At 39.3% G+C, this 14,462-nt stretch carries 14 protein-coding genes and 1 pseudogene; 11 read left to right on the forward strand and 4 right to left on the reverse strand.

Annotation, left to right across the window (positions count from 1 at the left end):
- The 4 genes and pseudogenes from N7931_RS18170 to N7931_RS18185 form a co-directional block, all read right to left on the reverse strand.
- Nucleotides 1-147 (reverse strand): annotated as a pseudogene (locus tag N7931_RS18170) (DDE-type integrase/transposase/recombinase); the annotation flags it as partial.
- A 152-nt stretch (nt 148-299) separates the two neighbouring features.
- Entirely contained in the window at nt 300-1,058 is a 759-nt protein-coding gene (locus N7931_RS18175) for a DMT family transporter (protein WP_262795765.1), read from the reverse strand.
- 127 nt (nt 1,059-1,185) lie between these two features.
- Entirely contained in the window at nt 1,186-1,662 is a 477-nt protein-coding gene (locus N7931_RS18180; RefSeq protein WP_262795766.1) for a 2OG-Fe dioxygenase family protein, read from the reverse strand.
- A gap of 13 nt (nt 1,663-1,675) precedes the next feature.
- Complete coding sequence (locus N7931_RS18185; protein WP_262795767.1) at nt 1,676-2,101, reverse strand: 2OG-Fe dioxygenase family protein; 426 nt, start codon at nt 2,099-2,101, stop codon at nt 1,676-1,678.
- Nucleotides 2,102-2,676: 575 nt separating this feature from the next.
- On the opposite strand from N7931_RS18185, the gene N7931_RS18190 reads away from it, so the two are divergent.
- The 11 genes from N7931_RS18190 (at nt 2,677) to N7931_RS18240 (ending at nt 13,633) form a co-directional block, all read left to right on the forward strand.
- The gene (locus N7931_RS18190) at nt 2,677-3,681 is read left to right on the forward strand and encodes a hypothetical protein (protein WP_262795768.1); all 1,005 of its coding nucleotides are present in this window, start codon (nt 2,677-2,679) and stop codon (nt 3,679-3,681) included.
- 53 nt (nt 3,682-3,734) lie between these two features.
- Nucleotides 3,735-5,039: an aminotransferase class III-fold pyridoxal phosphate-dependent enzyme gene (locus N7931_RS18195; protein ID WP_262795769.1), complete on the forward strand. Its 1,305-nt coding sequence runs from the start codon at nt 3,735-3,737 to the stop codon at nt 5,037-5,039.
- 13 nt (nt 5,040-5,052) lie between these two features.
- The gene (locus N7931_RS18200; protein WP_262795770.1) at nt 5,053-5,982 is read left to right on the forward strand and encodes a diiron oxygenase; all 930 of its coding nucleotides are present in this window, start codon (nt 5,053-5,055) and stop codon (nt 5,980-5,982) included.
- Nucleotides 5,979-6,995, forward strand: a complete 1,017-nt coding sequence (locus N7931_RS18205; RefSeq protein WP_262795771.1) for an aminoglycoside phosphotransferase family protein — start codon at nt 5,979-5,981, stop codon at nt 6,993-6,995. The genes N7931_RS18200 and N7931_RS18205 overlap by 4 nt, the downstream gene beginning before the upstream one ends.
- Entirely contained in the window at nt 6,992-7,732 is a 741-nt protein-coding gene (locus tag N7931_RS18210) for an SDR family oxidoreductase (RefSeq protein ID WP_262795772.1), read from the forward strand. The genes N7931_RS18205 and N7931_RS18210 overlap by 4 nt, the downstream gene beginning before the upstream one ends.
- A 19-nt stretch (nt 7,733-7,751) precedes the next feature.
- A complete protein-coding gene (locus N7931_RS18215; RefSeq protein WP_262795773.1) occupies nt 7,752-8,555 on the forward strand; it encodes an HAD family hydrolase in 804 nt (267 codons plus the stop codon).
- Complete coding sequence (locus tag N7931_RS18220) at nt 8,543-10,123, forward strand: AMP-binding protein (RefSeq protein WP_262795774.1); 1,581 nt, start codon at nt 8,543-8,545, stop codon at nt 10,121-10,123. Before N7931_RS18215 ends, N7931_RS18220 begins: the two co-directional genes overlap by 13 nt.
- Nucleotides 10,116-10,607 (forward strand): GNAT family N-acetyltransferase, encoded by a 492-nt coding sequence (locus N7931_RS18225; RefSeq protein ID WP_262795775.1) that lies wholly within the window; start codon nt 10,116-10,118, stop codon nt 10,605-10,607. The genes N7931_RS18220 and N7931_RS18225 overlap by 8 nt, the downstream gene beginning before the upstream one ends.
- Before the next feature lie 17 nt (nt 10,608-10,624).
- Nucleotides 10,625-12,355, forward strand: a complete 1,731-nt coding sequence (gene ilvB / locus N7931_RS18230; protein ID WP_262795778.1) for a biosynthetic-type acetolactate synthase large subunit — start codon at nt 10,625-10,627, stop codon at nt 12,353-12,355.
- Nucleotides 12,356-12,835: an acetolactate synthase small subunit gene (gene ilvN, locus N7931_RS18235; RefSeq protein ID WP_262795776.1), complete on the forward strand. Its 480-nt coding sequence runs from the start codon at nt 12,356-12,358 to the stop codon at nt 12,833-12,835. It abuts the gene before it with no gap.
- 87 nt (nt 12,836-12,922) lie between these two features.
- Entirely contained in the window at nt 12,923-13,633 is a 711-nt protein-coding gene (locus tag N7931_RS18240; RefSeq protein WP_262795777.1) for an AraC family transcriptional regulator, read from the forward strand.
- The last annotated feature ends 829 nt before the right edge of the window (nt 13,634-14,462 follow it).

Raw genomic sequence — 14,462 nt, forward strand, 5'->3', positions numbered from 1 at the left:
GGACTTTAAGCTTCTAAAGAATCGTTCGGTTACGGCATTGTCTAAACAATTTCCTGCACGACTCATGCTCGATTCTACACCATGCTCAACCAATGCTTTTTGAAAGCTCTCACTGGTATATTGGCAACCTTGGTCTGAATGGAATATGAATTTTCATTATAGTACTGTATTGGCTGGTACCCATGGGTAACCAATACCCCATGAAGAATTGCTAATATACATTTCTGGGGGACTAAGTTGATAATAGCCACAAGTGGTGGGTATTCCATTGACCGAATTTAATTTTAATAAGCGCCACCTCAAATGGATTTTCTGGGGCCATGGGCCATTTGTTGGTAAGTTACAACGCTTACCAACACAATAATGACACCCACCATTGAAACGATTGATAAGGTTTGGCCGAATAATAAATAATCCAAGATCATGGTAAGGACAGGCACGCAGTAGAATAAATTGCTGACCTTGCTGGTATCGCCCGTTTTTAATAAAAACATAAGCAATATAAATGCCCCGGTTGAAACAATCAAACTCATCCAAATTAATGCAACCCAGAAGCCTAGCGTCCAGACTACTTCCCACTGAAAAAATAGTGAATTAATTGAACAAAAAACTAATCCGGCAATTAAGTTCTGAAGCACAATGCTATTTGTGATATCCGACTTACTTTTACCTTGCTTGATTGAACCAATGGTTATGGACAAAACAGCAAGAAAGGCAAAGGCTACTCCCGCCATATTTAATCCGTCCAATTTTATGTCTCCGACAATGGCAAGTAGCAAACCAATAAAACCAAAGGCAATTGATATCAGAGCAATATTTCTTTGTTTTACCCTTAATAAAAATGGAGTTAAAACGGGTTGAATGCCTAATATTAAAGTCACTAGTGCCGCTGAAATCCCCGTCCTCAATGAAAGAAAATAAAACGACAAGTAGAATACTTGTAATAGCAAACCCACTTTAAGCGCTTCAATAAAGTTTACTTTGTTTAGCAGTTGAGATTTGATCTCCTTTTGCGGATTACATAGCTTCAATACGACCAAACAAAAGAAGAATGCCATTAATGACCTCAGTGAAAGGAAACTCCATACGTTCGAATAAAGTAGCCCTTGTTTGGCCATGACTGGCCCACTGCTCCAAATGCATAAAAACAGAATAGGAGCAGCTGTGCTAATGATAGTTGACCTGCTAAACATTCAGTTCCAACTCGGGTAATTTGAGATTGATCGGGTAATCCGGGTGACTTTCTTTAGAGTCATATGGATATGATACATGAGATTCTGTCGTTGGTTTGCGAGTAAAGAAAATGAGCATATCACGAAGCGCTTCTTTATCTTGATTAACCGCGTGAACCGGCGAAAGGCTGTGTTTTCGTTCGTGATCGACAATTATCAGCGTATCTAAGTAGTTGAGATGCTGGTGGGTGCCAAGCAGGTATTCTGGGTTAGTATCAGACCATTTAGTTGAATTCACTTCTTTCATTGAATGAATAAAGGTTTTAGCACTGTCATTGGTCATATTGTTGTGTTTAAGCAAGGTGGTCATCGTGTGATCAACGCCGTCTGAGTGAACACCTTCCAGTGCAGGTTCGCCTAACAATGCCTCTGAGGTTATCGTGCGCAGGTTAAAGACAGTACATATCCATTTATCTGTTTCATAGTCCAATCCCGGGCGTTGCTTAATATGATCCCGGGCGTTGCTTAATATGAATGTCGTGGCAAATTAGGTGTTTAAAAATTAACAGATTTTGAAATGCCGTATTGTTTTGGAGGCATTCACTCAATCCTCTGAATTTTCTGACAGTATTGGAGTCATGTCGAACGAAATCCTCTTCTTTTGACAAAATAAAAGGTTGAAATTCCGTTCGGTACAAATTCTTATTTGCCGGGTCGTAACAGTAGCGGCCATTTCGAGATTTTCTAAAATCTAAAGTCGGATCCTGAACTAATTTGTCGCCTGCATCTTTTAATATCGCCAGGTCTGCATCTGTAGAGCCCATTCCTTTTAATATCGAAATCATTTCATCACTGGGTATAAAAACACATCGATTTTTTAAGTATTGAAGTTTAATTGATGAAATTCGTTGATAGATAGACATATCCATTTATTCACTACCTTATTTGTTTGTACACATTCAAAGTCGAGTGATGGAGCACGATTAAATTGATAAAAATCCAATCACTCATGAGAGAGTGCAAATGGTAATGAGAATTTGATTTTGCCGATTTGCCGAAAGGACGAAGATCAATGCCAATCAGACGGTTTTGCATGATGAAAGAAACAGTGCATTAACTAAATTTCTTTACTAAAAAATATGACAATGAATCGTATTAAATTCTTAACTTTTTAATATGTAATTGAAAAACAATGAAATATTTCAATTACCCTTCCGTTTTATTTGTCTATGAAATATACATTTTTCCATTTTTACTCTTCGGATTTAGACTATTGAGTCAATTTTTAAGGGGTGTTTAGTTGGGATGATTTAGATTAGATTAAAAAGCATTGGCAATTTGTGATTAGATTTTCTTACTTGTCATCGGCGGTAACTGAAGCTAGGAAAAGCTTGTCATGTTAGTTGGAGATGAGTGAGTTTGTTCAGGATTTGCAAACACAGTTTGCAATGAGGAAACAAAGAAATTTTCTTTGTTTAAGTAAAAGGAAAAAGGAAATATCAGAATGGCTATAAAAAGTGAAATGCAACCTGATTACGTATTATCAGAACTTGAAAAAGAAGTGCTGAAAAACGCTATGTTGAGCATTCTTGCAGACCCTTACCGCCAGTATAAATCTTTTTGTTATCAGGTCGAAGAGTTGATTAGAAAAGGAAAGATACCAGCTGGATTTTTGAAGGCATTAAACGAGCTTTCACTGCGAGAAAAGGTTAGTTATCCGTTTGTATTTATTAAAAATCTTCCGATAGATGAAAATGTACCCAAATTTGATAACGAAAACCCAATTCAATCCAAATACCAACTGAAAAAAACGTTTATTGCGGAAGGTTGTTTGTATCTGATTGGCAAAGTACTCAATCAAATCCCAATTGGATATTTGAATGTTAATGGGGGGGATGTATTTCAGGACATTTACCCGCAAAGAAGCCTTAAAGATACGCAATCTCAAAAGGCGCTTGGCCCAATCTTTTTCCATAAAGATTTAGCCAACCATTTCGTGAGACCAGATTTTGTGAATATGCTGTCAATGCGTTCTCATGGTGAAAATGAAATTTATACTACATTTGTCAAAAACATTGATGTTATCAACTCATTTTCTGAATTTGAAATTGAGCGCTTAAGACAAGCTAAATTCCATACCCCGTTTGATGATTTGACGACAAAGGCCGGTTCATATGATGTCGGCGAAGCTTCGTTACATCCCATTATCAGTGATGACTATGACATTCGATATTTCGAAAATCGTACAAAAGGGATCGATGAAGAAGCTCAGCAGCTAGTTGAATTAGTCAAATCCCGATTACATGAACTGAAATCTTGCGTACAAATGGTTGCCGGTGACTTTATTGGGGTTGCCAATAATTATTCTGTTCATGGCAAAGAAGTCGGTGCTTTGCAGTTTCCGGAACTGGCTTGGGAACGATGGACCATGAAAACGGTCAACGTCTCTTCTATTGAACCTTATCGCGACAAAATGGTTGCCGGAAGTGATTATTTAATTCAAGGTTAATTAGACTGTAGTGGCGCGCAACGCGCCACATTACAAAGTTATGGAAGTAGTAAATGGACAGACAAACCGTCATCGATGATAAACAGTATGTATTTAGATCTTGGACAGCTCAGAATAACGCAAATCCCATTCATATCGAGAAAGGTTTAGGCGCATTTTTCTGGGATACTGACGGAAAGCGATATTTAGATTTAGCGAGTCAAAGAGTCAATCTAAACCTGGGGCATAACCACCCGAAAATGATTGCTGCGATGAAAAGTCAGATAGAGACCCTGACGACCTGCGCACAAGTGTTTGCAACGGATGCGCGAGCGCAAGCAGCAAAATTAATTGCGCAAAAAACCCCCGGCGATTTGAATAAAATCTTTTTCACAAATTCGGGTTCTGACGCTGTAGAACATGCTGTTCGGATTGCAAAAATCAAAACTGGCAGAAGAAAGATCATGACCATGCATAAAAGTTACCATGGAGCGACTGCCGGAGCATTAACTTTAACCGGTGATCCTCGCCGTTGGTATATCGATCCGAGCTTGGAAGTGGTCAGGTTTTTTGGCCCATATTTAAATCAGTCAGTATTCTATTCTGAGAATGAACGAGAAGAATGTAATCGTTCGTTAGAGCATCTTAAACAGATATTGAAGCATGAAAATCCTGAATCTATCGCAGCAATATTGATTGAGCCTATAGTTGGTTCAAATGGCGTATTAGTCCCGCCGAATGGCTACCTTGAAAATTTAAAAGCACTGTGTGAGCACCACGGTATCCTATTAATTTGTGATGAAGTGATGACGGGTTTTGGACGGACAGGCGAGTGGTTTGCGGTTGACTACTGGGGGGTATGTCCGGACATGATAACCTTTGCAAAAGGGGTAAACTCTGGTTATGTACCATTAGGTGGGGTGGCTATTTCAGACAGAATTGCAAGTTACTTTGATGATAACTACTTCCCGGGAGGGGGAACCTATTACGGACATCCACTGGCAACGGCCACAGCGGTAGCATCCATAACCATTTTGGAAGAAGAACAATTAATTCAAAAAGCAAAAATGCTAGGGTTAGAAATAATCGAGCCCAAATTAAATAAAATTAAAATTCAATCTAATGTTGTATCAGAAATTCGAGGCAGAGGATTGTTTTGGGCAATTGAAATACATGAACAAGATTTGTCTCTGGCAGCACATGGCAATCAATCTGAATGTTTAACTAAAACTATTTACAAAGAAGCACTCAAAGCGGGCTTATTTCTATTGGTGAACGCCAATTGCGTGTTTATTTGTCCACCTTTGGTTATCTCAGAGCATGATCTGGTTGATGCGATGGAAAGACTAGAAGAAATCATTTGTTCAGTAACAAAATAATGGAGAATATTTTATGGAAAATGGGTTACTCAATACGCTAACCAAAAACTGGCAATTTAAATCCACTATTCGAAGTGGCAAGTTTAGCGAAACCCCTGCTGAGTTGTTCGATCCTGAGCTTAAGGATTATCCGGAGCGGCTTTTACCATTTATTGGTCATCCGGAGTATGAGCGGCTGGATGAACAAACCAAACAAACTGTCAATTCAATATCTTGGATCGCCTGGAACAAACGCGTCGTTGACACAGAAGAGCTTATTGTTAGCCCCGCATTATCTTTATTGTTAACTGGTGATTTGGAGCTAAAACTAAGCGGTAACTATCGCGGTGCAATCAGGCAAGCCATTGTGGACGAATATTTTCATTCTCATATGCACGAAATAACGGTTCAACTGACTTTGGATAATCGGGGGATCCCAATTGAGCAAGCGTCTAAGCTAACGCGTCAGGCTCTACTGTACCGGGAATATAAAGCGCTGGCAGCTCAATATTCAGAGCAGTGGCAAACTAACCTCATTCTGTTGATTTGGTGTGTAGTGGGGGAGTTAAGCATTTATGAGTTTCTGACGTTTGTATCTAAAGATGAATCAATTCAACCGGCAAGTCGGTCACTGGTTTCTTTGCATGAGCGAGATGAAGCAGTACATGCCAGTGTAATTGAGGAAGTACTAGTCGATAACTTTGATCAATTCAGCCGAGAATACACAGACTTTATTGAAGAAATTCTCCCTCAAGCAGTGCAGGCATTTTCAACTGTTGATTGGTTGGTATGGGAAGATGTTTTAAGTATTTCTGGTGTAAGCAAAGCTAAAGAAATAATTAGGGACATTTCAACTGATTTGGCTATATCTTCAAGCATTCCGCTGAATCGAAGTTTCATTCGAATCAAACGTTTTTGTGAAAAGGTTGGGATTGAATATAAAGTTTTTGAGGAAGCCTTATGATTGATAAGGCACAACTCACTCAATCCGCCTATGCCGATTTTGCGACTAGAGAAAGAATAATAGAAATTTTAGGAGTAAAGGGAGTTACTGTTCAGGATGGCGGATTATTCAATTCAATACTGAAATTAAATGCCGGCAATCGCGATTATTATTTCAAGCAGTATCTTGATGGGGTTCATAATGAAACCTATAGCCATATTCCAAATTTGCCAGCCAATGTCCGAATGAATTTAGCGGTTGAGGTTCAGCAGCTTGCAAATAAAATTGTACGTAACTTAGCGAATGTTAATGTTCCGGACATTCTTCATGTTGACGAGGTTAGTAACAGTTTTCTGATGGAAAGCGCGGTTTCAAATGACAGTTTTTACTCAACATTAGAATCTGGAGACTTGAAATTTGGCCCGATCAATTCACTGGCATTTTTCTTAGCCAGCTTTCACAGTTCAACATTCAGGTCACATGACAATAAAGCTGAGTCCCGGAATCGTGTTTTCCGCGATTTCAAACTGAAAATCCAATATGAAGATATCGCATTATTATTTGATGAAAACACAGCAAATAAGATTATTGAATGTGTTGCAGCGTACAAACAAACAAATGATTGCATCCTTCACGGTGACCTTAACTCACGAAATATTCTCACCACAAATGACGAAATTTCAGTAATAGATTTTGAGCAATCTCATACTGGTTCTCCAGTTTATGATGTTGCATACATTTTGTGTGAGATACTCATTTCTTTGTATGTCTACGGGAGAGAAAATATCACTGAGTACCTGAAAAGTTTCTACACGATTTATACGGGATTGTTTCCAGAATTCGTCAAAACTAATCAGAGTCAAAACTTGCTTTGTCATCTTGGTGTTCAGGTTATTTATCGATTTCTGGGGCCAAGCAGAAATCATTGGACTGCTTATGTAGATGAATCACATAAAGCAGAGTTAATTGAATTATCGCAAGAAATGATTCATTCGGAATCGGAATTCTGTGATTTTTTTCAGAGGTTTAAATGAATTCAAATAAAACGGCAATCATAACTGGTGCTTCGTCAGGAATTGGCCGCGCAACTTGTGCCAAACTCATTGCAGATGGATTTGATGTTATTGGTATATCAAGTAACCAGTCAAAGTTAGAGCAGTTAAAAATTACGCTGGGAGACAGTTTTAGTTTCATCGTGCAGGATTTAACAGCCCCAAACGCTATCGAAGCAGTATTTACACATATTAACGAAGCTTGCCCGAACGGGGTTAGTCTGGTTGTAGCCAATGCCGGAAAAGGGATGAAAGGTTCGGTGCTGAGTGCGTCTTTGGCTGAGTTTGAAGAAGTTGCTGCGTTAAATTATCTATCTACGGTGAAGTTTTTAAAACACGCATCAGACTTGCTTAAACGGTCGCCATCAAAATCGAGAGACCTTATTGTAATTGGCTCGGTATCGGGAAAAAATCTGTCACCATTTAGTTCATTGTATGGTTCGACAAAATCTGCGATCCATGCGGTAACAGAAAGTTTAAGGCAAGAATTATCTCAGGAAAACATTCGAGTCAGTTTGTTTGTACCTGGCGTAGTGAAGTCCAATTTTCAGGAGAATGCCGGTTATGATCAGGAGTTGGTATCATCGTTGGAAACTAAGTTTGCACCCTTATTAGAATCAGAAGACATAGCCAACCTGATTAGCGTAACTGTTCAACTTCCGTCACACATTAACTTGAGTGAAATCGTGGTTCGGCCAACAAAACAAGCCTATCCATAATTTGCTGGTTTCAATCGACATGACAAAGTTAGAAGCGATCATCTTTGATTTAGATGACACCCTTATTGAAACAAAAATTGTAGATGCAAAGGCTTTTGAGCAGACTTTGACTGTACTTTTGGATGTTATCAAACCAGCAAAAGGCCACTGCTATGAACAGGTTTTTGATTTCTTTATATCGGTGGCCACAAACTTGTTTGAGCAATCTGAACATCTGGCTTATTTCAATTCAGTCGGGATTAGTCCGATGGAGTTGTTGTTGGTTAAAAAGGACTGGTTAGAGGGAGTTCCTTTTAAGGGATTTGTATTGGGATTTCAAAAGAATGTCTGGACTGAGGTTTTAGAAAAAGTTCATTCAGAGCCCGGCAGTTTTCCAATCGAAAGCATTGCAGAGTTATTTCAAAGAAGCTGGTTTTTAAATTGTCAGAAGAAGGAGGGTGTGTCTGCAACATTAAATACATTAGTTGGACGCTTCAAATTGGCCATATTGTCCAATGGGTTTAATCCACTGCAAAGACACAAAATTTCTATTTGTGGCCTTAATGGTTACTTTGAACAAATTTTGATTTCATCTGAATTGCATGTCGGCAAACCGGATCCTTTATTGTTTGAAACCTTGCTGGAGAACTTAGGCGTAAATGCCTCAAATGCTGTGATGATAGGGGATAACCCGGTAAAAGATATTCAAGGTGCTTTGGCGGTGGGCTGTCAGGCATACCTTATCAATCCGGCGGTCAATGATGTCAATCTCATGCCTTACAAAGTAAAAGAGTTCAAGCATCTGAAATTCATTCTAGGGAAAGATGAAAAATGCAAAATGTAAATTATACGGCGCTGACTCCATTAACTTTTTTAGAACGTGCTGGCAGATATTTTACTCATCAAGTGGCATTTGATGATTTAAAAGGTCACAGCTTTACTTATGGTGATTTGCTATCCAGAAGCAAATCAGCGGCCCAGTTTCTGATCAATAATGCTACAAGTGAAATGCCAAAAGTCGCGGTGATTCTAGATAATGGCCTTGCATCATTTGAAGCGCATTTTTTTGTCCCGGCTTCTAAAGGGGTCATCGTTAATTTAAACCCGACCTTATCTATATCAGAGTTGATTAGTCAGATTAAACAGTCTGATTCTGAGTTTGTTATTCTGTCTGAGCAGCTTTTCAAAAGTAACGAAGATGCATTGCTAAGTATTGGGTTAACTAATTATGTATGCGTTGATAATTCGAGTGATACCCATTTTAGCTGCGCACCCAATGTGACCCGTTATGACGACCTGTTTGAGACACAATCGGAAATGTTGTCATTAGACCAATTTGTCGTTGATGAACTTAGTTTGATTGGCATCAATTACACCTCAGGTACCACCGGCAATCCGAAGGGCGTTACCTTTACCCATCGTTCGGCATATTTGCAAGCACTTGGGCAATGTATTTTGCTAGGCCTAAATAATCAGTCCAATTATTATTTCATGTTGCCTATGTATCATGGGAACGGTTGGTTTCAAGTCTGGGCGAATGTTGCGGCCACCAGCAAAATGATTATCCCTAATGTGCCACATTTATCAGAGATGGCAGAGCAGATGTTAGAGCATGGAATCTCCCATTGCGCCGGATCGCCACGACTTTTGAAAAATATTTACCGGATGGAGTTGCTAGACAGGTTATCAGGTTTGGTCATTATGACTGGCGGCGCTGCACCTACTCCGCAACTGGTGGCTTTATCCAGGCAATATGGAATCAGATTAATCCCCCAATATGGCTTAAATGAATCTTGCGCAACATTCTGTGTTACTGACTTTATCGACAGAGAAGCGGATGAGTTGGTTAATGTCTTCGGTCAGGGAGTGCCTGCGGTACATACTGGGATAGGAATAAAAGTTGTTGATAATGAAAACAATGAAATTCCTAAGGACGGTAAAAGTGTGGGTGAAATTTTATTAAGAGGTAACACAGTCTCAGCTGGTTATTATCGTAATGAACACGAGACCCAAAAATCCTTTTCAGATGGCTGGTTCCGAACCGGTGATATCGCATCGGTAAGCCCAAATGGCACGCTAATTTTAAAGGACAGACTCAAAGATATCGTATTTATAGACACCCCTGAAGGTTGGCTCAATGTTTCAACTTTAGAAGTAGAGCGAGTTTTGCTGACACATGAATCGGTTAAAGACGTCGCAGTGGTTGGGATAGATACTGAACAATCTGAGTTAATCGCTTTTATTGAGAGCGATGATGCAAATTTCGATATTAGCCAGTTAGGTCTTTTTTGCAAAGATAAGCTTGGCAGGTACCACATCCCAAATCGATTTATTCGACAAGACTTACCGAAGACGGTCACAGGTAAAATACAAAAACATATTTTACGTAAATTGTTGGATTCACATGCCTAACCACACAAATCTCGAAATTGTTCCGATAAACCGTCGCTTGTCGAAGGCAGTCGTTTCACATTACCAAAGTGCTTTGGCTGAATTTGGCGCAACTGGTTCGGGATTTGGTTCTGCAGACAGTAATTTAAGTGAACTTTATCAATATTATTCTAATCCAGGTCGCAAATATCTCGTGGCTTTGATTAATGGCGTAGTTGCGGGTGGCGCCGGATTTAGTGAAATTCAAGGTATAACTGGGGTCTGTGAACTCGACAAGTTTTTTGTACTGCCCGAGCTAAGGCAGCAAGGAATTGGTCGGAAACTACTTCAGATTAACGAAAATAGAGCGCTTGAAAATGCATACTCAGAAAGGTACATCGAGACACTGAGCACCATGAAATCGGCACTCACTTTTTACAAGAAATTTGGATTTAAAACATTGAATCAACCTATTTTTCGCAGTGTGCATTATAAATGTGATACGTGGTTGATAAAAGCATTATGAAAGACAAGGAAAAAGAAATGATTAATTGTACAGGCGGCGATTTACTTATGCTGGCACTGAAAGAAGAAGAAGTCGATACGATTTTTGGTTATCCGGGCGGCTCTGCATTACATATTTATGATGCAATTTATCGTCAGAGTGAGATAAGACATATATTGGTAAGACACGAGCAAGCCGCGACTCATGCAGCTGACGGTTATAGCCGATCTACGGGTAAACCCGGAGTGGTGCTTGTTACTTCCGGGCCCGGTGCGACTAATGCAATTACAGGCATTGCAACAGCTTATATGGATTCTATCCCAATGATTGTCATTTCTGGTCAGGTACCAAGTGACAAAATTGGCGAAGATGCGTTTCAGGAAACGGATATGATGGGGATCTCAAGGCCTATTGTGAAGCATAGTTTTTCAATTACGGATCCGAATGAAATTCCTCTAATCGTTAAACAAGCTTTTCACATTGCAACGACTGGAAGACCGGGGCCTGTTGTCATTGATATTCCAAAAAATATGTCTGGTCCATCGGCATCTTATACTTATAGTCGCGCACAATCATTGCAACTCCCAAATTATAAATTGCCGGCGCAACCTACGGGGCAGGAAATACAAACAGCTTTAGATATGATAAATCAGTCAGCCAGACCGATCATTTATGCCGGTGGTGGGATAGTTCTGGGAGAGGCCAGTGAAGAACTCAGAGAGTTTGCCTTTTCAACCGGCTTCCCTGTGACATTAACACTAATGGGACTTGGTGCTTTTCCAGCAGACGATGAGCAATTTATCGGAATGGTGGGTATGCATGGTACGGTGGCTGCTAACAGAGCGATGCACCATTCAGATTTGATAATTGCACTCGGTGTTAGATTTGATGACCGAGTGACAAATAAAATTGAGAAGTTTTGCCCTAACTCAAAAGTGCTTCATGTGGATATCGACCCGACTTCAATATCAAAAATTATTCCGGCACATCACGCTATTAATTCGTCTGTGAAGGATGTATTGACTGACCTGAATAAATCAATTCAAGAATTTGACCGCAATTCAATGAAAAGTAGTAAATGGTGGCAAGAAATCAACGAATGGCGTGCCTGCTATCCAACTTCAGATTATACATCACCAAAAGATTGTGGTCAGAGAATATCACCTCAACATGCCATCAATGCTATTTACAAGGCGACAAAGGGCGATGCTTTTGTTACTTCGGATGTTGGCCAACACCAAATGTTTGCAGCGCAACATTATAAGTTTCATAAACCTAATCGCTGGATAAACTCGGGTGGACTTGGAACTATGGGTTTTGGACTGCCAGCCGCTTTAGGCGTTAAAATTGCCCATCCTGATGAATTAGTGATATGCGTGACAGGCGAGGGCAGCATTCAGATGTGCATTCAGGAATTGAGCACGTTAAAGCAATATAATTTGCCCGTAATGATTTTCTGCTTAAACAACGAAAGCTTAGGTATGGTTAAACAGTGGCAGGATTTGAACTATGAAAGCCGATATTCAGAAATCAGTTATGGTGATTCTTTGCCTGACTTCACGAGCTTGGCAAAGGCATATGGCCATGAAGGGATATGCATTCAAAATCAAAGCGAATTGGAAGATAAATTGGCAGAGGCGATGTCAATGAGAGACAAGGTTGTGTTTGTAGAAATACAGGTTACGCATGATGAACATGTTTATCCCATGCAAATCGTACCGCATGGATCAATAAAAGATATTCAGATAAACAAAGAGGAGTGCGTATAAATGAAAACAATTCTGGCTGTTACTGTTGAAAATAAACCCTGTGCACTGTCGCGAGTGGTAGGTCTTTTTTCTCAGCGAGGTTACAACATTGAGTCTTTGTCAGTTAACCGGTCGCCCGGGAAAGAATATTCAAAAATAATTTTGATTACTCATGGTACTGAACGAGTTATTGAGCAGGTAATCAAGCAATTAGAAAAGTTGATTAATGTTTCTGAGGTTAAAAATTTAACTTCCACAATTCATGAAGAACGTCAAATGTCGCTAATTAAAGTTTGCGCTGATTCTTTGGAATCATTCCGGTTGCTATGTAGCCAAATCGGGCGAGTATTTCATGTGTTAACTGCAAACCAGGAACAAAATACGGTACTGGTTCAAGTTACGGCAACGGAAGATGAAATGCAAAATATTGTTAATTTGCTAGGCCCGGCTTCAATCCTTGATATAGTATCATCGGGTGTAATAGCTATGGATACACCTTAAATAATCAGTGGTAATATTTGATTTGACAGTTGACTTTGATAAGCTGTCAAATCATTAATGGAGTTGTACATTTCGGGAATTTTTTCAGTGAAAAAAGAAATCAGTATCAAACAATATTCAGAACATATCGACAGTCACCTTCATTCCTTCCACCAGCTTTTAATTCCATTGAATGGAAAAATTGATTTAGTTTTGGAAAATCAACAAACAAAGGCAGCAGCGGGCAATTGCATTTTGATTAAAGCAGGAGTTCACCACGAGTTTTCTGCCAAGGGCATTCATGATTTTTTAGTTGTCGACCTCGATTGTTTGCCAGCCAGTTTTGATCAAACGGAAATGGTGAAATTCACGCTTGATGAAACAGCCTGGTCATTCATCAGTTATATAGAAAAGCAGATTAAAAACACTTTAGATCATCTTTTGTCTAATAAAATTGTCGACTTACTATGTGACATCATTCAGAATCAAAAATGGAATGTTTCAATTGATCCCCGTATTCAGCGGGTGGTTACGTTGATTAACAACGACCTTTCAAATGAATTGAATATCTCACAGCTTGCGAAATCAGCTTGCATGAGTGAAACCCAATTTAAATTGATATTTAAACAGAATATGAAACAAACCCCATTTCAATATGTTTTGCAAAAAAGGATGGAAAAAGCCAAGGGATTGCTGATTGAAAATAAGCTCCCGGTGTATTTAATCGCTGAGTCGGTTGGGTTTGGTAATGCATCCGCTTTCACTAAACGATTTTCCTCATATTTCGGCTATTCACCGACAGAACAAACGGTTAAATAAGTTCATTTTGTATCGCACCTTTATCTTGCCACAAGGTTAGAGCATTTCCTTGTGGTAACCCTGTAGAGTTAAGTTCATCATGAAGTTTTTCCAGCTCAGCGAATAAGCATCTAAAATTCTATGTTTATGGGTTAGTTAATCCATTCGATGAAAAAATATTCTACATTGGGAAAGCTTCAGTCAATTGTAGGTTTTAGTGTTTTATCAATTATAGGTTTAGATGTGATTCCGTTTTAGGCTTTAAGTTTTATTGTTTAGTGTAACGATACTAAACAAATAGAGAGGTTATTCTCCGACGATTCCATCGTTAAATTGTTTTTTAAAGAAAGCTACAAGTATGTTGGAAGGACTGAGAAGTGGGGAAATACAAAAGGCTTGGATGACTTTGCTGACATCTGCATAGTTCTAAACCCGACCACATTTACAGCCTATACAAAAGGGCGATTGGCTACTTTGGCACCATCGACGTTAAATAAGCTATATGTAGCTTGTACAAGAGCTAAAGGTAATGTGTATTTTGCCTCCGCTTTTCGCTCATTTTCGACGCTAGATTAAACTCGTTTTGGGGCGTGCGACGTGAAGTCGTATGAAGCGCTGTTCACCGCTTAATGAGTGAACCATCTGTATCACCAGATGAACCTAGGAGCCTGAATAAAGTAGCGGCTCTGACAATGTAACGAAGATTGGTATGCACCAATCGGGATCTAAATCGTGAGAGGACGATCCTCCTGATATGTAACGGTAGACTTATCTTGGAGACCTAGTTAGAGGTATTATTAATACAACTAAAGAGGTTTTAAATGACAAGAAAATTATCAACTGAGTTTAA

Source organism: Catenovulum sp. 2E275 (assembly GCF_025515275.1).
Classification (GTDB): domain Bacteria; phylum Pseudomonadota; class Gammaproteobacteria; order Enterobacterales; family Alteromonadaceae; genus Catenovulum.

Bases quoted from the DNA above. Each gene is read 5' to 3' on its own strand.
- N7931_RS18175 (WP_262795765.1), bottom strand. From the start codon at position 1,058: ATGGCATTCTTCTTTTGTTTGGTCGTATTGAAGCTATGTAATCCGCAA.
- N7931_RS18185 (WP_262795767.1), bottom strand. From the start codon at position 2,101: ATGGATATGTCTATCTATCAACGAATTTCATCAATTAAACTTCAATAC.
- N7931_RS18190 (WP_262795768.1), top strand. From the start codon at position 2,677: ATGGCTATAAAAAGTGAAATGCAACCTGATTACGTATTATCAGAACTT.
- N7931_RS18195 (WP_262795769.1), top strand. From the start codon at position 3,735: ATGGACAGACAAACCGTCATCGATGATAAACAGTATGTATTTAGATCT.
- N7931_RS18200 (WP_262795770.1), top strand. From the start codon at position 5,053: ATGGAAAATGGGTTACTCAATACGCTAACCAAAAACTGGCAATTTAAA.
- N7931_RS18205 (WP_262795771.1), top strand. From the start codon at position 5,979: ATGATTGATAAGGCACAACTCACTCAATCCGCCTATGCCGATTTTGCG.
- N7931_RS18210 (WP_262795772.1), top strand. From the start codon at position 6,992: ATGAATTCAAATAAAACGGCAATCATAACTGGTGCTTCGTCAGGAATT.
- N7931_RS18215 (WP_262795773.1), top strand. From the start codon at position 7,752: ATGACAAAGTTAGAAGCGATCATCTTTGATTTAGATGACACCCTTATT.
- N7931_RS18220 (WP_262795774.1), top strand. From the start codon at position 8,543: ATGCAAAATGTAAATTATACGGCGCTGACTCCATTAACTTTTTTAGAA.
- N7931_RS18225 (WP_262795775.1), top strand. From the start codon at position 10,116: ATGCCTAACCACACAAATCTCGAAATTGTTCCGATAAACCGTCGCTTG.
- ilvB (WP_262795778.1), top strand. From the start codon at position 10,625: ATGATTAATTGTACAGGCGGCGATTTACTTATGCTGGCACTGAAAGAA.
- ilvN (WP_262795776.1), top strand. From the start codon at position 12,356: ATGAAAACAATTCTGGCTGTTACTGTTGAAAATAAACCCTGTGCACTG.